The organism is Sphingomonas sp. OK281, assembly GCF_900115295.1.
Classification (GTDB): Bacteria; Pseudomonadota; Alphaproteobacteria; order Sphingomonadales; family Sphingomonadaceae; genus Sphingomonas.
Genome location: NZ_FOVZ01000002.1, coordinates 695,590 through 715,205, shown reverse-complemented (window position 1 = coordinate 715,205; position 19,616 = coordinate 695,590). Strand labels below are relative to the sequence as shown.

17 protein-coding genes and 1 tRNA gene are annotated in these 19,616 nt (G+C 65.9%); 10 read left to right on the top strand and 8 right to left on the bottom strand.

Translation table 11 applies throughout. The features are described from left to right. Positions 1 to 75 precede the first annotated feature (75 nt). Entirely contained in the window at positions 76 to 699 is a 624-nt protein-coding gene (locus BM244_RS09395) for a DNA-3-methyladenine glycosylase family protein (RefSeq protein WP_093398652.1), read from the bottom strand. A 60-nt stretch (positions 700 to 759) separates the two neighbouring features. On the opposite strand from BM244_RS09395, the gene BM244_RS09390 reads away from it, so the two are divergent. Then, positions 760 to 1,077: a 2Fe-2S iron-sulfur cluster-binding protein gene (locus BM244_RS09390; RefSeq protein WP_093398651.1), complete on the top strand. Its 318-nt coding sequence runs from the start codon at positions 760 to 762 to the stop codon at positions 1,075 to 1,077. Between the two features lie 165 nt (positions 1,078 to 1,242). On the opposite strand, the gene rlmB is transcribed toward BM244_RS09390, so the two are convergent. Continuing rightward, the gene (gene rlmB, locus BM244_RS09385; RefSeq protein WP_056055070.1) at positions 1,243 to 1,986 is read right to left on the bottom strand and encodes a 23S rRNA (guanosine(2251)-2'-O)-methyltransferase RlmB; all 744 of its coding nucleotides are present in this window, start codon (positions 1,984 to 1,986) and stop codon (positions 1,243 to 1,245) included. A gap of 161 nt (positions 1,987 to 2,147) precedes the next feature. On the opposite strand from rlmB, the gene BM244_RS09380 reads away from it, so the two are divergent. From BM244_RS09380 to BM244_RS09345, 8 genes are all read left to right on the top strand, one after another. Then, a tRNA-Tyr gene (locus tag BM244_RS09380) sits at positions 2,148 to 2,234 on the top strand. A gap of 185 nt (positions 2,235 to 2,419) precedes the next feature. Then, positions 2,420 to 4,816 (top strand): glycogen/starch/alpha-glucan phosphorylase, encoded by a 2,397-nt coding sequence (locus BM244_RS09375; RefSeq protein ID WP_217649120.1) that lies wholly within the window; start codon positions 2,420 to 2,422, stop codon positions 4,814 to 4,816. Further along, on the top strand, positions 4,813 to 6,975 hold the full coding sequence (gene glgB / locus BM244_RS09370; RefSeq protein ID WP_093398649.1) for a 1,4-alpha-glucan branching protein GlgB: 2,163 nt from the start codon (positions 4,813 to 4,815) through the stop codon (positions 6,973 to 6,975). The genes BM244_RS09375 and glgB overlap by 4 nt, the downstream gene beginning before the upstream one ends. 87 nt (positions 6,976 to 7,062) lie before the next feature. Continuing rightward, a complete protein-coding gene (gene glgC / locus BM244_RS09365; protein ID WP_093398648.1) occupies positions 7,063 to 8,325 on the top strand; it encodes a glucose-1-phosphate adenylyltransferase in 1,263 nt (420 codons plus the stop codon). A 154-nt stretch (positions 8,326 to 8,479) separates the two neighbouring features. After that, positions 8,480 to 9,928: a glycogen synthase GlgA gene (gene glgA, locus BM244_RS09360; RefSeq protein WP_093398647.1), complete on the top strand. Its 1,449-nt coding sequence runs from the start codon at positions 8,480 to 8,482 to the stop codon at positions 9,926 to 9,928. After that, positions 9,925 to 11,544 carry an alpha-D-glucose phosphate-specific phosphoglucomutase gene (locus BM244_RS09355; protein ID WP_093398646.1) on the top strand — a complete coding sequence of 540 codons (1,620 nt, stop codon included), beginning with the start codon at positions 9,925 to 9,927 and terminating at the stop codon, positions 11,542 to 11,544. Before glgA ends, BM244_RS09355 begins: the two co-directional genes overlap by 4 nt. Continuing rightward, positions 11,544 to 13,070 carry an alpha,alpha-trehalase TreA gene (gene treA, locus BM244_RS09350; protein WP_093398645.1) on the top strand — a complete coding sequence of 509 codons (1,527 nt, stop codon included), beginning with the start codon at positions 11,544 to 11,546 and terminating at the stop codon, positions 13,068 to 13,070. The genes BM244_RS09355 and treA overlap by 1 nt, the downstream gene beginning before the upstream one ends. Further along, entirely contained in the window at positions 13,067 to 13,903 is an 837-nt protein-coding gene (locus BM244_RS09345; RefSeq protein ID WP_093398644.1) for an HpcH/HpaI aldolase/citrate lyase family protein, read from the top strand. Before treA ends, BM244_RS09345 begins: the two co-directional genes overlap by 4 nt. Positions 13,904 to 14,037: 134 nt before the next feature. On the opposite strand, the gene BM244_RS09340 is transcribed toward BM244_RS09345, so the two are convergent. From BM244_RS09340 to BM244_RS09320, 5 genes are read right to left on the bottom strand one after another with little or no spacing between them, the layout of a single operon-like run. Next, the gene (locus BM244_RS09340; RefSeq protein WP_093398643.1) at positions 14,038 to 14,331 is read right to left on the bottom strand and encodes a plasmid stabilization protein; all 294 of its coding nucleotides are present in this window, start codon (positions 14,329 to 14,331) and stop codon (positions 14,038 to 14,040) included. 48 nt (positions 14,332 to 14,379) lie between these two features. Next, the gene (locus BM244_RS09335; RefSeq protein WP_093398642.1) at positions 14,380 to 14,961 is read right to left on the bottom strand and encodes an ABC-type transport auxiliary lipoprotein family protein; all 582 of its coding nucleotides are present in this window, start codon (positions 14,959 to 14,961) and stop codon (positions 14,380 to 14,382) included. Between the two features lie 8 nt (positions 14,962 to 14,969). Further along, a complete protein-coding gene (locus BM244_RS09330) occupies positions 14,970 to 15,935 on the bottom strand; it encodes an MlaD family protein (protein ID WP_093398641.1) in 966 nt (321 codons plus the stop codon). Then, positions 15,935 to 16,843, bottom strand: a complete 909-nt coding sequence (locus BM244_RS09325; RefSeq protein WP_093398640.1) for an ABC transporter ATP-binding protein — start codon at positions 16,841 to 16,843, stop codon at positions 15,935 to 15,937. Before BM244_RS09325 ends, BM244_RS09330 begins: the two co-directional genes overlap by 1 nt. Further along, entirely contained in the window at positions 16,843 to 17,952 is a 1,110-nt protein-coding gene (locus BM244_RS09320) for an ABC transporter permease (protein WP_093398639.1), read from the bottom strand. Before BM244_RS09320 ends, BM244_RS09325 begins: the two co-directional genes overlap by 1 nt. Positions 17,953 to 18,014: 62 nt before the next feature. Here BM244_RS09320 and BM244_RS09315 point away from each other — a divergent pair, with 62 nt between their 5' ends. Next, entirely contained in the window at positions 18,015 to 18,719 is a 705-nt protein-coding gene (locus BM244_RS09315; RefSeq protein ID WP_254784362.1) for an HAD family hydrolase, read from the top strand. A 241-nt stretch (positions 18,720 to 18,960) separates the two neighbouring features. Here the strand turns inward: BM244_RS09315 and BM244_RS09310 are convergent, their stop codons facing one another. Continuing rightward, positions 18,961 to 19,575: an RloB family protein gene (locus BM244_RS09310; RefSeq protein ID WP_093398638.1), complete on the bottom strand. Its 615-nt coding sequence runs from the start codon at positions 19,573 to 19,575 to the stop codon at positions 18,961 to 18,963. Positions 19,576 to 19,616 lie beyond the last annotated feature (41 nt).

Genomic DNA, 19,616 nt, shown 5'->3' with positions numbered 1-19,616 from the left:
TTGAGCCACCAATGTCCGAACATGTGGAAACCGACCCACCCCCGCCCCCTCCCTTCCAGGGAGGGGAGTAGGAAGTTAGATGACCTTCATGTCCGCCTGATAATGATGCCACGCGAAGATCGCCGCGGCGCCGCGGTGCGGACGCCAGGCTTCGGCCACTTCGCGCGTGAGTTTCTCGCTGGGGCGCGTCTCGTGGCCGAGAATCCGACCAACCTCGATCTGAATCGCTAGGTCGCCAGCCGGCCAGATGTCAGTGCGGCCTTCCGCGAACAGCAGGTAGATTTCCGCCGACCAGCGGCCGATCCCCTTCACGCGGACCAAAGCGGCGATCGCCTCCTCGTCGTCCTCGGGCAGGTTAGTGAGGTCGAGCCGGCCGCTCGTCACCTCGTCGGCGAGGCTGCGGGCATAGCCGAGTTTCTGGCGGGAGAGGCCGGCGCTCTTCAGCAACTCATCGCTGGCGGTGGCGATCTTCGCCGGATCGCCTGCGCCGCCGACCACCGCGTCGAGCTTGTTCCACACCGCCGCAGCCGAGGCGACGCTAACCTGCTGCCCGACGATCGTCCGCAGCAACGTCGCGAAGCCGCGCTCGCTGATCCGGGGTGCGGGGTGGCCAGCATTGCCGATCGCGACCGCGAACGCCGGCTCGATTTCGCACAACGCCGCCATCGCGGTGTCGAGTTGGTCTGCGCTCAGGCCCATGATGCTTGATCCCTGGCGCGCGCAACGGCATGAACGCACGAAGATTTTTCGGAGAATGACATGCCCAAGCTTATCGTCGTGACGCGCGAAGGGGAAGAACGCGAGATCATCGGCGAGGCGGGCCTTTCGGTGATGGAAGTCATTCGCGACGCCGGCATCGACGAGATCCTGGCGCTGTGCGGCGGCTGCTGCTCGTGCGCCACCTGCCACGTCCATGTCGACCCGGACTTTGCGGGCAAACTGAAGCCGATGGGGCCGGACGAGGATGATTTGCTTGATTCGACGAGTGATCGTGATGAGTTTTCACGGCTGTCTTGCCAGATCGAGCTGACCGAAGGGCTGGATGGCCTGAAGGTAAAGATCGCCGAAGAGGACTGATTCCCCCTGTCCCTCGCCCCTCCGGGGAGAGGGAGGGAGGCGCGCTTGCGACGGAAGGGAGAGGGGCTGTTGGGATGAACCGTCCCGAGCCTCACTCCCCTCTCCCTTCCCACCGCAAGGGCGGCGGGCCCCTTCCCTCTCCCCGTAGGGGCGAGGGAGTTCAGGTCACCGCGTCGTTATCGCATACAACGCGATCGCCGCGGCGTTCGACACGTTGAGGCTCTCCACCTTCTCCGAGATCGGCAATTTCGCCAGCTCGTCGCAATGCTGCTCGGTATTCTGCCGCATGCCCTCGCCTTCCGCGCCGAGCACGATCGCGATCCGCTGCGTGCCCATCGCTTCCGACAGCGTCTGCGTCGCGTGGCCCGTCAGCCCGATCCGCCAGAACCCCGCCGCCGCAATCTCCTCCAGAGCGCGCGCAAGGTTCACCACCCGGATCCAAGGCACGCTCTCGAGCGCACCCGAAGCCGCCCGAGCGATCGTCCCCGATTCCGGCGGCGCGTTGCGATCCGGCGTAATGATCCCGAGCGCATCGAATGCCGCCGCCGAGCGCAGAATCGCGCCGACGTTATGCGGATCGGTCACGCCGTCGAGGATCACCAGCGGACGGTTGTCGTCCTTGCCGTGCTCGAGCAGGTCGGCGAGCCACATGTCCTCGAGCGGCTCGACCTCGATCACCACGCCCTGGTGCGGCGCGTCGCCCGGCACCAGCCGCGCCAGATCCATCGCCTCGGCATAGGTCACCGGCACGTCGGCGGGCAGGTCGAACCCGGCCAGCGCCTCGCGCGTGCCGAGGATTTTGCGGACCGTGCGCTCCGGATTGGCGAGCGCCGCCCCGACCGCGTGCTTGCCCCAGAAGCGGGGGCGGCCTGCCGGTGCCTTGCTCGGCCTGTGTCCCTTGCGTGCCATATTCGCTCTCTATCGTGTCTGTGTATGCCGCGTCCTTGTCGGCATTCCGCTCCCGCGGCAACTATGAACCACGAAACTTCGCAAAACCTGCGTTGACACACCGAGCGCGCTTCGCCATTGAGCCGCCTCGCTTGAAAGAGCGGCGCTTGCAAAAGCGGCCTGGACAGGTGGCCGAGTGGTTAAAGGCAGCAGACTGTAAATCTGCCGGAGTTTCTCCTACGTAGGTTCGAACCCTACCCTGTCCACCACCGCCCCAGCGCGGTGATGGATCATCCCAAATTCAAAGCATTGATCGACAACCTTCTTTTCCATCACGGGAAGGAAGTCCGCGTGACATCGGCTCGCGGACGGCTAGGATCGCCGCGACCGTAACGATTTCGGAAACCGCGTGACCTCAGATCCTGCCGTACAGCCGCCCGTTCAAGCACCCGTCATCCAGGATCTGGCCGACTCGATCCTCGACACGCTGGTCCACCGCATCGGCAAGGATGCGCAGGCCGCCCGCCCGCACGACTGGCTCGCCGCGACGATCCTGACCGTCCGCAACGACATCGTCGAACGCTGGATGGCGTCCACCAAGGCGGCGCACGCGGCTGGCGCCAAGCGCGTCTATTATCTCAGCCTCGAATTCCTGATCGGCCGGCTGCTGCGCGACGCGGTGACCAACCTCCAGCGCAACGACGAAGTCACGCAGGCGCTGAAGCTCCACGGCGTCGACCTCGCCGAACTCGAAGAGATCGAGCCCGACGCGGCGCTCGGCAATGGCGGCCTCGGCCGGCTTGCCGCCTGCTTCATGGAGAGCATGGCGAGCCTCGCGCTGCCCGCCTACGGCTACGGCATCCGCTACGTGAACGGCATGTTCCGCCAGCGGATCGACGATGGCTGGCAGGTAGAGATGCCCGAGAACTGGCTCGCGCACGGCAATCCGTGGGAGTTCGAACGCCGCGAGAGCGCCTATTTCGTCGGCTTCGGCGGCGAAGTGACGGCATCAGACAGCGGCCAGGTCCACTGGAGCCCATCCGAGGCGGTCGAGGCGACTGCCGTCGACACCCCCGTCGTCGGCTGGCGCGGCAAGCACGTCAACACGCTCCGCCTGTGGACCGCCCGCGCGTTCGATCCGATCAAGCTCGACCGCTTCAACGCCGGCGATTTCACCGGCGCGCTCGCCGACCAGTTGCGCGCCGAGACGCTCACGCGCGTCCTCTACCCCAACGACTCCACCGCCGCCGGCCAGGAACTCCGCCTGCGCCAGGAGTATTTCTTCTCGTCCGCGTCGATCCAGGACATCGTCCGCCGCCACATCCAGTATTTCGGCGACATCCGCACGCTGCCCGACAAGGCCGCGATCCAGCTCAACGACACGCACCCCGCGGTGTCGGTCGCCGAATTGATGCGGCTGCTGATCGACCATCACGAATTCGCGTTCGACGAGGCGTGGAAGATCACGCGCGCCACCTTCGGCTACACCAACCACACGCTGTTGCCCGAGGCGCTGGAGAGTTGGCCGCTGCCGCTGTTCGAACGCCTGCTCCCCCGCCACATGCAGATCGTCTACGCGATCAACGCCAAGCTGCTACGTGAGGCTCGGGGTACTGACGGCATTGACGACCGCGCAATCGCGGCGATCAGCCTGATCGACGAGGGTGGCGAGCGCCGCGTGCGGATGGCGAACCTCGCCTTTGCCGGCTCGCACAGCGTCAATGGCGTCGCCGCGCTGCATACGCAGCTCATGAAGAAGACGGTCTTCGCCGATCTCCACAAACTCTACCCGACGCGGATCAACAACAAGACCAACGGCATCACGCCGCGTCGCTGGCTCCAGCAGTGCAACCCCGGCCTGACCGCGCTGATCCGCGATGCGATCGGCGACGGCTTCCTCGACGATGCCGAAAAGCTCGTCGATCTGGATGTTTTCGCCGACGATTCCGGTTTCAGGGAGCGCTTTGCGAGCGTGAAGCGTTCGAACAAGGTGGCACTGGCTAATCACATCAAGGAGACGATGGGGCTCCGCGTCGACCCGGACGCGATGTTCGACGTCCAGATCAAGCGCATCCACGAGTATAAGCGCCAGCTTCTCAACATCATCGAGACGGTCGCGCTCTACGACCAAATCCGCAGCCACCCGGAACGGGACTGGACGCCCCGCGTGAAGCTGTTCGCGGGAAAGGCGGCGTCGAGCTATCACAACGCGAAACTCGTCATCAAGCTGGCGAACGACGTCGCGCGCCGGATCAACGCCGACCCGTCGGTCGGTGGGCTGCTCAAGGTCGCGTTCCTGCCCAACTACAACGTGTCGCTGGCGGAGAAAATCATCCCCGCCGCCGATCTGAGCGAGCAGATCTCGACCGCCGGACTCGAGGCGTCGGGCACCGGCAACATGAAGTTCGCGATGAACGGCGCGCTCACGATCGGCACGCTCGACGGCGCGAACATCGAGATCAAGGACCGCGTCGGCGACGACAACATCTTCATTTTCGGCATGACCGCGGACGAGGTCGAGGCGAAGCGCGCCAATGGCTATGATCCGCGCAGTGTCATCGATGGCTCGAACGAACTCCGCCAGGCGGTATCGGCGATCGCGTCCGGCGTGTTCTCGCCCGACGACAAGACGCGCTACGCCGGCTTGATGGGCGGGCTGTACGACGGCGACTGGTTCATGCTCGCCGCCGATTTCGACAGCTATGCCACAGCCCAGCGCGCGGTCGACACGCGCTGGAACGACCGCGATGCGTGGGTCGCCTCGACCGTGCGCAACGTCGCGCGCGTCGGCTGGTTCTCGTCCGACCGCACGATCCGCGAATATGCGCGCGAGATCTGGACGGTGATGTGAAGCCACCCGAAGGCGCCATCGTTGCCCTGCTGGAAGGGCGTCACGACGATCCGTTCTCGTTGCTCGGCGTCCACAGCGGCCCGACCGGCGTGTTCGCACGCGTCTGGCTGCCGGGCGCGGACACGGCGGAGGCGCACGCACTCGACGGCACCGCGCTCGGCACCCTCCCCCGCATCGACGATCGCGGCCTGTTCGAGGGTCCGATCGACGGCACGCAACAGCCGGTGAAATACCACGCGGAGGCGGGCGACACGTCGTGGTGGGTCACCGACCCCTACAGCTTCGGCCCCGTGCTCGGCCCGATCGACGATCTGCTCATGGCGGAGGGCACGCACCGCCGCCTCCACGACAAGATGGGCGCGCACCTGATCGAGCACGAGGGCGCGCACGGCGTCCACTTCGCGCTCTGGGCCCCCAATGCGCAGCGCGTCTCGGTCGTCGGCGACTTCAACGACTGGGACGGCCGCCGTCACGCGATGCGCAAGCGCGGCGACGTCGGCGTGTGGGAGATCTTCATCCCCGACATCGCCGAATACCGCGCGTACAAGTTCGAGATCGTCGGCCCCGATGGCCAGCTACAACCGCTCAAGGCCGACCCGTTCGCGTTCGCGTCCGAACTCCGCCCCGCCAACGCCTCGATCACGCGGAAACTCGCGCACGACTGGGCCGACACCGATCATCGGAAACACTGGTCGTCGGTCGATCCACGCCGCGTGCCGATCAGCATCTACGAGGTCCACGCCGGATCCTGGGACCGTGACGAGAACGACTGGTTCCTGACCTGGGACGCGCTTGCTGACCGCCTGATCCCGTACGTGGTCGAGATGGGCTTCACGCACATCGAATTCCTGCCGATCAGCGAACATCCGTACGACCCGAGCTGGGGTTACCAGACCACCGGGCTCTACGCGCCGTCCGCGCGCTTCGGCGACGTCGATGGCTTCGCGCGGTTCGTCGATGGCGCGCATATCGCCGGGATCGGCGTCCTGCTCGACTGGGTCCCCGCGCATTTCCCGACCGACGCGTTCGGGCTGGCGAAGTTCGACGGCACCGCGCTGTACGAACACGAGGATCCAAGGCTCGGCTTCCACCCCGACTGGAACACCGCGATCTATAATTTCGGGCGGCGCGAAGTCGCGTCGTTCCTCGTCAACAACGCGCTGTTCTGGGCCGAGCGCTATCATATCGACGGCCTGCGCGTGGATGCGGTCGCGTCGATGCTGTACCGCGATTACTCGCGCAAAAGCGGCGAATGGATCCCCAACGAAGACGGTGGCCGCGAGAATTGGGAAGCCGTCGCGTTCCTCCGCGACATGAACCGCGAGATCTACGGCCAGCACCCCGGCGTCTTCACGATCGCCGAGGAGTCGACCTCGTGGCCGGGCGTCTCCGCGCCGGTGAGCGACGACGGCAAGAGCGGCGGCTTGGGCTTCGGGTTCAAGTGGAACATGGGCTTCATGCACGACACGCTCCAGTACATGGCGCGCGACCCGCTGCACCGGAAACACCACCACGGCGAGATCAATTTCGGGCTGGTGTACGCGTTCAGCGAGAATTTCGTCCTGCCCTTGAGCCATGACGAAGTGGTCCACGGCAAGGGCTCGCTGCTGACCAAGATGCCCGGCGACGACTGGCAGCAATTCGCAAACTTGCGCGCCTATTACGCGTTCATGTGGGGCTATCCGGGCAAGAAGCTGCTCTTCATGGGCCAGGAGTTCGCGCAGCGCCGGGAATGGTCGGAAGCGCGCGCGCTCGATTGGGACCTGCGCAACGCGCGCAGCCACGAAGGCATCCGCAACCTCGTCCGCGACCTCAACACCGTCTACCGCGAGAAGCCGGCGCTGCATGCGCGCGACTGCGAGGCGGAGGGCTTCGAGTGGCTGGTCGCCGACGACGCCGCCAATTCGGTGTTCGCGTGGTTGCGCAAGGCCCCCGGCGCGAAGCCGATCGCGATCGTCGCGAACATGACGCCGATCGCCCGCGCGCCCTACCGCGTGCCGCTGCCGCACGATGGCCGCTGGTGCGAGATCATCAACAGCGACGCGCATGACTATTGGGGCAGTGGCCTCGGCAATCTCGGCGGCGTCGTCGCGAAGGACGGTGCGGCCTGGGTCACGCTGCCGCCGCTGGCGACGATCATGCTCGAATACGAAGGCTGATCGAGTTCGAAGACCGATCCGGCGCAACGACGGAACAACCGGCGGGTGACGGCGCGTTATACTGCCGAATATTAGGGAGAGACTGACATGGTGGAACGGCGGGGACAGCCATTGGCGCGCGACGCGATGGCGTATGTGCTGGCCGGCGGCCGCGGCAGTCGCCTGATGGAGCTGACCGATACGCGCGCCAAACCCGCGGTGTATTTCGGCGGCAAGGCGCGCATCATTGATTTCGCGCTGTCCAACGCGATCAACTCGGGCATTCGCCGGATCGGGGTCGCGACGCAGTACAAGGCGCATTCGCTGATCCGCCATCTCCAGAGCGGCTGGAACTTCCTCCGCTCGGAACGCAACGAGAGCTTCGACATCCTGCCCGCGTCGCAGCGCATCAGCGAGTTCCAATGGTATGAGGGCACGGCCGACGCGGTCTACCAGAACATCGACATCATCGAGAGCCACGCGCCCGAATACATGGTCATCCTGGCAGGCGACCACATCTACAAGATGGATTACGAGCTGATCCTGCAACAGCATTGCGAGACCGGCGCGGACGTCACCATCGCCTGCCTCGAAGTGCCGCGGATGGAGGCGGTCGGCTTCGGCGTGATGGCGGTGGACGAGCACGACAACGTCACCGCGTTCGTCGAGAAGCCCGCCGATCCGCCCGCGATCCCCGGCAACCCGGACATCGCGCTGGCATCGATGGGGATCTACGTCTTCCACACCAAGCTGCTGTTCGACGAGCTCCGTCGCGACGCCGAGACGCCCGGTTCCTCGCGCGATTTCGGCAAGGACATCATCCCCTACCTCGTCAAGCACGGCAAGGCGGTCGCGCATCGATTCTCGGACAGCTGCGTCCGCTCGGGGCTCGAGGTCGAGGCCTATTGGCGCGACGTCGGCACGGTCGACGCCTATTGGGAGGCGAACATCGACCTCACCGATGTGGTGCCCAAGCTAGACCTCTACGACCGCAGCTGGCCCCTCTGGACCTATTCCGAGGTCACGCCACCCGCGAAGTTCGTCCACGCCGACGACGGCCGCCGCGGCGAGGCGGTGTCGAGCCTCGTGTCGGGCGACTGCATCATCTCCGGCTCCTCGATCCATCGCAGCCTGATCTTCACCGGCACCCGCGCGCACAGCTATTCGATGTTGGATCAAGCGGTGATCCTCCCGCACTGCGTGATCGGCCGCGGCGCGCGGTTGTCGAAGGTGGTGGTTGATCGCGGCGTAGAAATCCCCGACGGTCTGGTCGTAGGCGAGGACGCGGAATCGGACGCCCAACGCTTCCGCCGCACCGACAACGGCGTGGTGCTGGTAACCAAATCCATGATCGACCGGCTGACCGCGTGATGCACTTGGCGATACCTGCCCCCCTCCCTGGAAGGGAGGGGTTGGGGGTGGGTCGGCCCATTGGCAGTCGGTTCGCACGCCCCACACCAACCCACCCCCGGCCCCTCCCTTCCAGGGAGGGGAGCAGTAGTATCTTCCCAACCGGAGCGCCGATATGATGCGCGTCCTCTCCGTCGCCTCCGAAGCCTATCCCCTCATTAAAACCGGCGGTCTCGCAGATGTCGTCGGCGCGCTCCCGGCCGCGCTCGCGCCGCATAACGTAGCCCTCACGACCTTCCTCCCCGGCTACCCAGCCCTCGCCGCCGTCACCAAGCGCGCGAAAGTCGTCCATCGTTACACCGACCTGCTCGGCACCGAAGCCCGCATCCTCAAGACCAAGATCGGCGACCACGCGCTACTGGTCCTCGACGCCCCCGCACTGTTTGCCCGAGGCGGCGGCCCGTACGGCGACGCGACCGGCGCGGACTGGTCCGACAACTGGCGTCGCTTCGCCGCGTTCAGCCGTGCCGCCGCCGATCTCGCCTCGGGCACGGTCCCCGGCTACGACTTCGACATTCTCCACGCGCACGACTGGCAGGCAGCGATGGCCCCGGCCTATCTCCGCTACGCCCCCGGCCCCGGCGCCCCCGCCAAGACGGTCGTCACGATCCACAACATCGCGTTCCAGGGCCGCTACGGCCACGACATCTTCGCCGACCTCGCGCTCCCCGATGAAGCCTTCGCGCTCGACGGCGTGGAATATTACGGCGGTGTCGGCTTCCTCAAGGCCGGCCTCGAAGCCGCCGACGCGATCACCACCGTCAGCCCGACCTACGCTGCCGAAATCCGCCGCGGCGAATTCGGGATGGGCCTCGAAGGGCTCATCAACGACCGCGCCGGTCGCGTCACCGGGATCGTCAACGGCATCGACCCCGCCGTCTGGAACCCCGAGACGGATGCGGCCCTCCCCGCCCGCTACACCGCTCGCACGCTCGCCCGCCGCCGCACCAACAAGCGCTCGGTCGAAACCCTGTTCGGCCTCGACGCCGGCGACGGCCCGATCTTCACCGTCATCAGCCGCCTAACCTGGCAGAAGGGGATGGACGTCCTCGCCGGCGCTCTCGACGAACTCGTCGCGCTCGGCGGTCGTCTCGGGCTGCTCGGCTCGGGCGATGCCGAACTCGAACTCGCGTTCCTCGCCGCCGCCGAACGCCATCCCGGCCGGATCGGCGTCCGCATCGGCTATGACGAACCCGTCTCGCACCTGCTCCAAGGCGGTGCCGACGCGATCCTGATCCCGTCGCGGTTCGAACCCTGCGGCCTGACGCAGCTCTACGGACTCGCCTACGGCTGCATCCCCGTCGTCGCGCGCACCGGCGGCCTCGCCGACACCGTGATCGACGCGAACGAAGCCGCGATCGCCGCGGGCGTCGCCACCGGCGTCCAGCATGACGGGGTCACGCCCGAAGCACTCAGCCACGCGCTGCGCCGAACGATGGCGCTCTATGCACGCCCCGATCGCTGGTCCATGTTGCAGCGCAACGCGATGCGCGCGGACTTCTCGTGGGACGAGAGCGGCCGCCGCTACGCAGACCTTTACGCAAGCCTGACGGGGACCGCATGATCCGCACCGTATCGACCACGCCGTATACCGACCAGAAGCCCGGCACATCGGGACTGCGCAAGAAGGTGAAGGTCTTCCAGCAGCCGAACTACGCCGAGAACTTCGTCCAGAGCGTGTTCGACGTGGTCGCGGACAAGGCCGGCTCGACGCTGGTCATCGGTGGCGACGGCCGCTTTCTCAACCGCGAAGTCATCCAGGTCGCGATCCGCATGGCGGCAGCGAACGGCTTCGGCCGCGTGATCGTCGGCCGCGGCGGCATCCTCTCGACCCCGGCGGCCAGCCACATGATCCGTAAGAGTGGCGCGATCGGTGGCCTCGTCCTCTCGGCAAGCCACAACCCCGGCGGTCCCGACGAGGACTTCGGGATCAAGTACAACATCGCCAATGGCGGGCCCGCGCCCGAGTTCGTGACGGACGCGATCAACGCGCGCACGCTCGAGATCGACCGCTGGCTGACCGTCGACGCCGACGATATCGACCTCGACACCGACGGCGAGGTCACGGTCGGGGATATGCCCGTCGAGGTCGTCGGCCCGGTCGAGGATTACGCCGCGCTTATGGAGACGCTGTTCGATTTCGACGCGATCCGTGCCGCAAAACTGACGATGGCGTTCGACGCGATGAGCGCTGTCACCGGGCCCTATGCGACCGAGATCCTCGAACGCCGCCTCGGCTTCGCGCCCGGCACCGTCCGCAATGGCGAGCCCCTGCCCGATTTCGGTGGCCACCACCCCGATCCCAACCTCGTCCACGCGCACGCCTTGTACGAGACGATGATGGCTCCGGATGCGCCCGATTTCGGCGCAGCGTCGGACGGCGACGGCGACCGCAACCTGATCATCGGCAAGCACCGCTTCGTCACTCCCTCGGACAGCCTCGCGATTCTGGCCGCCAACGCGCACCTCGCGCCGGGCTATGCAGGCGGGCTCAAGGGCATCGCGCGTTCGATGCCGACCAGCGCCGCCGCCGACCGCGTCGCGCAAGCGCTCGGCATCCCCGCCTACGAGACGCCGACCGGCTGGAAGTTTTTCGGCAATCTGCTCGACGCCGGCATGGCGACGATCTGCGGCGAGGAAAGCGCCGGCACCGGCTCCGACCATGTCCGCGAGAAGGACGGCCTGTGGGCAGTCCTCCTATGGCTTAACATTCTCGCCGTCCGCGGTGAAAGCGTCGACGCGATCGCCCGCGATCACTGGGCGAAGTTCGGCCGTAACTACTATGCCCGCCACGATTACGAAGGCGTCGAGACCCCGCGCGCCGACGCGTTGATGGCGGCCTTGCGCGCGAGCCTCGCCACCCTCCCCGGCCAGCAATTCGGCGACCTCACCGTCGAGACCGCGGACGAGTTCGCCTATACCGACCCGACCGATGGCTCGATCAGCCGCAACCAGGGCGTCCGCATCCTGTTCGAAGGCGGCAGCCGCGTCGTGTTCCGTTTGTCGGGCACCGGCACCACCGGTGCGACCTTGCGCGTGTACCTAGAACGCTACGAGCCCGTCGGCGGCAACCTAGACCGCGACACCGGCGAGATGCTCGCCAGCATCGTCGCCGCCGCGGAATCGATCGCGAGGATCGCGGAGCATACCGGCCGCACCGCGCCGGATGTCGTCACCTGATGCGGTACGGCCTGCTCGCGCTGTCGACGGTGCTGGTCGCGGCATCGCCCGCGCCGCGGTCCCCCGCGCAACTGTTCGGCCCGCTCTACAAAGCCGTGCAGATGCGCGGCCTGTTCCCGGACTCGAAGACCTTCGCCGACGCGACGCCGAAGCGTCCGGCGAAGGCGATCCTGGCCGACTACGCCAAATGTCGCTGCGACGCCGAGCCGGCACTGCGCCAGTTCGTGGAGACGAACTTCACGATCCCGACTACGCCAGCCGCGCGCGCTTCCACCGAGCGCCTCACCCTGACGGTGCATATCGACGCACTCTGGCCGCAACTCACGCGCACCCAAACGACCGTCCCCGCCGGCTCGTCCGCGCTGACCCTGCCGAAGCGCTACGTCGTCCCCGGCGGACGCTTTCGCGAGATGTATTACTGGGACAGCTATTTCACGCTGCTCGGCGTCCAGCGTTCCGGCCGGCAGGATCTGGTCGAGGACATGGTGGTCGATTTTGGCAACCTGATTGACCGCTACGGCCATATCCCGAACGGCACGCGCACTTACTATCTCAGCCGTTCGCAACCGCCGGTCTTCTACCTGATCGCCGGTCTCTCGCGCGATCCGAAGACACTCGCCAACCGCACCCGCCAGCTTCGCGCCGAACACGCATTCTGGATGGCCGGCGCCGACACGCTCAAGCCCGGCCAGCAATCGCGCCGCGCCGTCCGCCTTCTCGACGGCGCGCTGCTCAACCGCTATTGGGACGACCGCGCCGATCCACGCGACGAGAGTTATCGCGAGGACGCCGAACTCGCCGACCGTACACCGTCGCGTAGCCGCGGCGAACTCTTCCGCGATCTGCGTGCGGCGGCGGAAAGCGGTTGGGACTTCTCGTCGCGCTGGCTCGCCGACGGCCGCACGCTCGCCACCATCCGCACCACCCGGTTCGCGCCGGTCGATCTCAACAGCCTGATGGTCGGCATGGAACAGGCGATCGCCGCGAACTGCCGGACGCTCGGCGATACCGCCTGCGCAACGTCCTACGCGGCCCGCGCGACCGCCCGGACGGCGGCGATCCGCAAGCATCTGTGGAACGGCCGCTTCTTCGCCGACTATGACCTGGACACCAACCGCGCGAACGACTTCGCCAGCGCGGCAATGGCGTTCCCGCTGTTCGCCAAGGTCGCCACGCCCGACCAGGCCAAGGCGACCGCCACCGCGCTACGCCCATTCGTCGGCGAAGGCGGCCTGCGCACCACCCTGATCGGCAGCGGCCAGCAATGGGACGACCCCAATGGCTGGGCCCCGCTCCAGTGGGTCTCGATCGAAGGCCTGCGCGGTTACGGCGAAACAGCCCTCGCGGATCAGATCACCATGGCTTGGCTCGCTTCGGTCGATCGCGAATACCAGGCGAGCGGGAAGCTGCTCGAGAAATACGACGTCGTCGAGCGCAAGCCGGGCGGCGGTGGCGAATACCCCAACCAGGACGGCTTCGGCTGGACCAACGGGGTCACGCGGGCATTGATGGCGGGTCGCCCATGACGCTCCGACGCCGCCGCAGCGCGCTCTATATGCCCGCGTCCAACGCACGGGCGATCGCCAAGGCGCGGACACTGGCGTGCGACGTCGTCATCCTCGACCTGGAGGATGCCGTCGCGCCCGACGAGAAGGCGGCGGCGCGGGACCGCGTGGTCGAAGCAGTGCGCGAAGGCGGGTTCGGCGAGCGCGAGCTCGTCGTGCGGGTCAACGGCCTCGACACCGCCTGGTATGCGGACGACATCGCCGCGATCCGCGCGACCGGCATCGCCGCAGTGCTCGTCCCCAAGGTCTCTTCGGTCGCCGACCTTGTCACGGTCCGCGCATCGCTTGGTGAAGATGGCCCGCCGATCTGGGCGATGATCGAGACCTGCGCGGCGATCCTGGCGCTCCCCGCCCTCTCGGCGGCAGCAGCCGAAACGCGCCTCACCGCACTGATTGCCGGCACCAACGACCTCGCCAAGGAGATGCGTTGCCGGCTCGGAGCCGATCGCATGCCGCTGATCCCGGCGCTCACCGCAACGATCATGGCCGCCCGCGCTGCCGGTATCATCGCGCTGGACGGCGTGTGCAACGCGCTGGACGACCCGCCCCGGTTCGCCGCGGAGTGCACGCAAGGCGCGATGCTGGGATTCGATGGCAAGACCCTGATCCACCCGTCCCAGATCGATGCGGCCAACGCCGGTTTTGGGCCCAGCGAGGAGCAGTTGGCATGGGCGCACGCGGTCGTGGCGGCGTTTCAAGATCCCGAAAACGCTGACAAAGGCGCGATTCGCCTCAAGGGCCAGATGGTCGAGCGTCTCCATTTGGCCGAAGCGGAGGCGATGCTGGCTCTCTGATCCCTCTCCGCTTGTGGGAAAGAGCCTGGGTGCCGCTTTCCAGTTGGGAAGGTGACGGGGGTGGAGGAAGCCCCCCTCATCCGGCGCTGCCGCGCCACCTTCTCCCCCGAGGGGAGAAGGGTAGAAGACGCTAGCTAGCTGGAAGCCTTTTTTCGGCGGGTCTCCCAGCCTTTCTTCGCCGCCGCAGACTTCGCAGCATCGCTACGCCCAGCCGCCTGCTTTCCGCCCTCGCGCGAAGACGCGTGCGTATCGGGCTTGCCGCGACCCGAGCCGGACAGGTTACCCCCGCCCGAATCCTTGTTGACCGCAGCCCAGGCCCGCGCCTCGGCCTCCTTCTCGGGAACGCCGCGCTCTTCATAGCCGTCCGCGATATGCGCGGCCTTGCGCTTCTGCTTGTCGGTGTACGCGCTCTTGTCGCCCTGTGGCATCGTCGCTCTCCTTAACAGAGAGCGTCAACGTTCAGGCCGACCGGACGTTCACCGACCGATCCAGTCCGCCACTTCGGTCGCGACCTGGTTCGCCGCCTGATTGATCCCCGCCGCTGCCGAGGGCGCATCGATCGCCGAGACCGGCACGCGCGCTTCGAAGCGATGCTTCTCGACCGTCGTCTTGCCCGTCCGGGTCAGCGATGCATCGAACGTGACGACAGCCTCGCGAGTCGTCGCGTCCAGTCCGAAGCTGCGCAGCTCGCCACCCAGCAGCCCGCCGGGATCGCCGATCGACTGTGCGGTCGATAACACCACGCGTCCGGTACGCGCCGCGACGGTATCCGACACCAGCCGCGCGAACAGGCGTGCCGGGGGCTCGGCCCACTGCGCATCGGTCACGTAGGCGATCGAGGTCGGCGTCGCCTGCACCGGCACGCGCGCGGTTGCGAGCGACTGCGGCACGACCGGAACCTGGATCGTGATCGACTTCGCGGTCGCCGAATCCTGGTTCTGGCCGACCGGCACCGACGATGCACTCGTCAGCGTCAGCAGCGTGGGGGGCGGTTTCGCGCCGAAGCTGATGCACCCGGCAAGTGGCAGCATCGCGATCAGGATGAGCGGTGTCTTCATGGCGTGCCTCACTTACCCTTGTAATCCGGGAGCTTCTGCTGCCCGATCAGCGAACTCGCACCCTGCTGGTCGACCTTCTCGGCGACCGACGACAGCGCCGCGGCGGTCGTGCGGAGATCGCGAACCAGTCGGTTGGCCTCGGGGATCGTCGTCTTCGAGAAGGCCTGCAACCCCGGCCGCGCGTCGCCGATCGCCGAATTCAGCGTTTCGGCGCTCTGCTGCGCGGAGACGATCGCCTTGTTCAGGTTCGCCATCGCCGGCTTCACGTCTTCGGACAGAACGCCGTTGGTGGTCTTGGCGAGCACCCCGAACTGCTGCGCGGCATCGCCCGCCTGCTGGATCGCAACCCGCGTCTGCGCGAGCGTCGCGGCGATCTCCGGCCCGCGATCGGCGAGCGCATCGGTCAGGCGATTGGTGTTCTCGAGGATACCCGCGATCGATGCCTGGTTACGGTCGGTCAGCAGGCCCGTCAGGCGCTCGGTCAACGTCGACAGACGCTCGAGCAACTGCGGTGCCGAGTTCAGGATCGCGCCCAGGCCACCGAGCTTGGTCGGGATCACCGGCACGCCGTACGGGCATTCGGTCGGCGTCTTCGTGTCGGGGCAGCCGATCGCCGGCGCACCCTTGCGCGCGCCATCGAGCGAGATCTGGCTGACGCCCGTGAAGCCGACGCCCGAGATCGACGCGGTCGTGCCCTGCAGCACCGGCGTCTCGTCGTTGACGCTGATCCGGACGCGGACGAACTGCGGATCGTTCTTCCACAGCGAGATCGTCTTCACCTGCCCCGACGGCACGCCCGAGAACACGACGGCAGAGCCGCGCGCGAGTCCATCGACCGACTGGCGGAAGAAGATGTCGTATTCCTTCTCTTCCTTGCCGCCGATCCGCGCGATCCACACGGTGAACAGCGCCAGCAGGGCCAGCAGGATCAGCACGACGGCGCCGACTAGGACGTGGTTCGAACGGGTTTCCATCAGCGCGTCCTTGCTTCTTTCTCGGCGTATGTCGCGTCGGCGTCGTCCGGCGCGGACTGCTTGGACTGGACTTCGGTAGGATGTTGGGCAGCTTGCTCGTCGGCGCGATCGTGCGCCTCCTGAGTCGCGACCGCGGCACGGCCGCGTGGCCCCTTGAAATATTCCTCGATCCACGGATGATCGAGCGCGATCAGCTCGTCGATCGTCCCGACCGCGATGACCTTCTTGTCGGCCAGCACCGCGACCCGGTCGCAGATCGCATACAGCGTATCGAGATCGTGCGTGATCAGGAACACCGTCAGCCCCAGCGTCTTCTGCAACGACTGAGTCAGCCCGTCGAACGCCGCCGCCCCGATCGGATCGAGACCCGCGGTCGGCTCGTCGAGGAACAGCAGTTCGGGATCGAGCGCGAGCGCACGGGCAAGACCGGCGCGCTTCTTCATGCCACCCGACAGCTCGGCCGGAAACTTGTTCGCGGCGTCCGCGGGCAGGCCCGTCATCACCACCTTGTACGACGCGATCTCCGCGAGCAGCGCCGGCGACAGATCCGGATAGAATTCGCGCAACGGCACTTCGACGTTCTCGGCCACGGTCAGCGTCGAGAACAGCGCACCACCCTGGAACAGCACGCCCCAGCGCTTGCGGATCTCGGTCGCCTCGGTTTCCTCGCGGCCGATATTGGGCTCGCCGAACACCGTGATCTCACCCGCGACCGGCGTCTGCAGCCCGATGATCGAGCGCATCAGCACCGACTTGCCGGTACCCGATCCGCCGACCACGCCGAGAATCTCGCCGCGCCGCACGTCGAGGTCGAGCCCCTCGTGCACCACCGAATCGCCGAACGCGTTCTTCAGCCCCTTCACGGAGATGATGAAATCGTCTGTCTTGTTGTCCGTCTTGCGGGGCATCAGTCCCAACCCAACCAGGTGAAGAACACCGCGAAGAACGCGTCGAGCACGATCACCAGGAAGATTCCCTGGACGACCGCCGACGTGGTGCGCAGCCCGACCTGCTCGGCGTCCGATTCGACCTGCATCCCCTGGAAACAGCCCGCGATCGCGATGATCGCGCCGAACACCGGTGCCTTGATCAGCGAGATATAGAGATCCGTGATCGGCACGACTTCGCGGATACGCGCGATGAACGTCACCGGCGGGATGCCGAGCTGGACCCAGCACAACAGCCCGCCGCCGATGATCGCGATGATCGACGCATAGAAGCCGAGCAGCGGCATCATCACGATCGCCGCGAACACGCGAGGCAGCACCAGCGCCTCCATCGGCGACACGCCGATCGTCCGCATCGCGTCGATCTCTTCGGTGAGCTTCATCGTGCCCAACTGCGCCGCGAAGGCCGAGCCCGAGCGGCCGGCGACCATGATCGCGGTCATCAGCAGGCCGAGTTCGCGGATCGTCAGGCGACCGACGAGGTTGATCGTGAACACCTCCGCGCCGAACTGCCGCAGCTGGACCGCGCCTTGTTGCGCGATGACCATGCCGATCAGGAAGCTCATCAGCCCGACGATGCCGAGCGCGGCGACGCCGACGACCTCGAACCGCTGGACCACGGCATTGAACCGGAAGCGGCGCGGGTGGCGGATGACGCTGCCGAACGCGATCGTCGTCGCGCCGAGAAACCCGAGCAGGCCGAGCATCGTCTTGCCCGACAGCACCACCGCGTCGCCGATCTCGCCGACCACGCGGGAGACCGCGCCGACCTTCACGGGCCTGGCGGCAACCGGCTGGTCGGAGGCGACGACCTGGTCGAACAACGCCTGGTCGTTCGCGTCGAGCCCATCGATCGTCGCATCGTTGCGCGCCGCGAACCGGTGGACGACCCAAGCGCCGATCGTATCGATCCGGTCGACCCCGCTCAGGTCGACATGCTTCACCGACGCCGCGTCGATCGCCTCGAGCCGATCGGGCAGATTGCCGATCTTTGCGAGCGACAGATCGCCGGTAAAGCGAAGCGTGCCGGTATCGGCACCGTCCTGCTGGAAATCGGCCATCGCGCTCATCGGGGGCACCTTTGCGGCAAAGTGACTGGATCGGCAAGATGAATGCGGCGTAAGCGACGACGATGATCGAAATGCCTTCCGCCGCCCCGTCCGTCCGTCTCGCGATCTACGACATGGACAAGACGATCACGCACGCGCCGACCTGGACGCCGTTCCTCCTCCACACCGCGAAAAAGGGCGGCGCGCCATGGCGGCTGGCGCTCGTCCCGTTCGCCGGAGTCGCCGCGCTCGGATATGTCGGCAAGCTGATCAGCCGCGGCCGGCTCAAATACCTGATGCAGCGGATGATGCTCGGCAAGCGCATGACGCCCGCCGAAGAACGCCGGGCAGCCGAAGCCTTCGCCGACCGCGTCATGCGCGACGGCGTCTTCGCCAGCGCCCGCGCGCAGATCGAGGCCGACCGCGCCGCCGGCTACCGGCTGGTCATGGCGACCGCATCGTACCGGTTCTACGTCGAGGCGATCGCGCGGCGACTGGGCTTCGACGCGGTGATCGGCACCGAGAGCCTGCGCGACCGGGACGGCGTCCTGCTCGCCGGCATCGAAGGCGAGAATTGCTACGGCCCGGCCAAACTGCGGATGATCCAGGCCTGGATGGACCGCGAAGGCATCCCCCGAGACGGCGCACACGTCCGTTTCTATTCCGACCACGTCTCGGACGCCCCGACCTTCGAATGGGCCGACGAACCCTTCGCGGTGAACGCGCATGGGCCGCTGCGGTTGTTAGCGAAGGCTAAGGGCTGGCCGATGCCGGATTGGGAGCGGTAGCTCCGTAGCGCAACGAACGCGCGATCAACAAACTTTGTCAGCAACCATTGCCCACACGCGGTCGCCATCGCTGCCAAGGCATCTGCCGATTGCCGCCATTCGGTAGTTCGATCGGCCCTCTTAGTAGATATTGATGACGTTCATCGTTCAAATGTTGTCGGTTAGATTGATGCGTGGTTCGGTTGGGCGACCGCATGTCTCGTAAGTTGTATTGCCCTTCAAGCGCACACTGCCGCAGCGTTTACCCTTGAAGTTCTTTTGGCAAGACCTGATCGAGATCGCCTTTTATCAGGTTCATTATCAAAGAGACAACCAAATGAACCCTAGTTGATGGGTTCATATTTCCCGAAGAACTGGCTGCCTTGTATGTTGACTCGGCGTTTTCAATGGCAACTGTGGTTTTGTCAAAAAGCGCTTTCATCGGGTCAATGGCATTTTTAGCGTAGTTCGGCAGATGTTTCTTAAGCTCGGCAACTACCATATCACCCGGAGACTTTTTACCGCTCTTAGAAAATGGCTTCGTTGTCCTCACATAGTGCATCAAAAGCCAATATTCGAAACTTGGGTAAGATACAATTACGTCAAATGCCCGGGGAATTTGTACCCGACCTATGAAGGTTGATGCATAGTCCATTGCTTCATCAAAATTCGCATGCGAATCACGGTCAATAATGCAGAAACAGCGGTCTATACCAACGTCATCATCGAATTTGGTCATTCCAAATGTAATGAAGGATTTCGGGTCAGTACCGCACTCCCTAGGCGGTATTTCTAGCTGAACGTTGGCAGCCCGAAGTGCAGTAGCAAAAAGCGAGAAATAGATTCTCTCTGTTTTTTCCCCCTCGCAGACAATCATGATGCGAAGCCGCGGAGTCAGCTTTGCAGGACGCCTTCGCA

Coding starts and splice junctions, on each gene's coding strand:
- BM244_RS09320 (WP_093398639.1), bottom strand. CDS start 17,952: ATGAGCGCGATGGCCGATTTCCAGCAGGACGGTGCCGATACCGGCACG.
- glgC (WP_093398648.1), top strand. CDS start 7,063: ATGGTGGAACGGCGGGGACAGCCATTGGCGCGCGACGCGATGGCGTAT.
- glgA (WP_093398647.1), top strand. CDS start 8,480: ATGATGCGCGTCCTCTCCGTCGCCTCCGAAGCCTATCCCCTCATTAAA.
- treA (WP_093398645.1), top strand. CDS start 11,544: ATGCGGTACGGCCTGCTCGCGCTGTCGACGGTGCTGGTCGCGGCATCG.
- BM244_RS09310 (WP_093398638.1), bottom strand. CDS start 19,575: ATGATTGTCTGCGAGGGGGAAAAAACAGAGAGAATCTATTTCTCGCTT.
- BM244_RS09340 (WP_093398643.1), bottom strand. CDS start 14,331: ATGCCACAGGGCGACAAGAGCGCGTACACCGACAAGCAGAAGCGCAAG.
- BM244_RS09315 (WP_254784362.1), top strand. CDS start 18,015: ATGATCGAAATGCCTTCCGCCGCCCCGTCCGTCCGTCTCGCGATCTAC.
- BM244_RS09325 (WP_093398640.1), bottom strand. CDS start 16,843: ATGCCCCGCAAGACGGACAACAAGACAGACGATTTCATCATCTCCGTG.
- BM244_RS09330 (WP_093398641.1), bottom strand. CDS start 15,935: ATGGAAACCCGTTCGAACCACGTCCTAGTCGGCGCCGTCGTGCTGATC.
- rlmB (WP_056055070.1), bottom strand. CDS start 1,986: ATGGCACGCAAGGGACACAGGCCGAGCAAGGCACCGGCAGGCCGCCCC.
- BM244_RS09395 (WP_093398652.1), bottom strand. CDS start 699: ATGGGCCTGAGCGCAGACCAACTCGACACCGCGATGGCGGCGTTGTGC.
- BM244_RS09390 (WP_093398651.1), top strand. CDS start 760: ATGCCCAAGCTTATCGTCGTGACGCGCGAAGGGGAAGAACGCGAGATC.
- BM244_RS09335 (WP_093398642.1), bottom strand. CDS start 14,961: ATGAAGACACCGCTCATCCTGATCGCGATGCTGCCACTTGCCGGGTGC.
- BM244_RS09355 (WP_093398646.1), top strand. CDS start 9,925: ATGATCCGCACCGTATCGACCACGCCGTATACCGACCAGAAGCCCGGC.
- BM244_RS09345 (WP_093398644.1), top strand. CDS start 13,067: ATGACGCTCCGACGCCGCCGCAGCGCGCTCTATATGCCCGCGTCCAAC.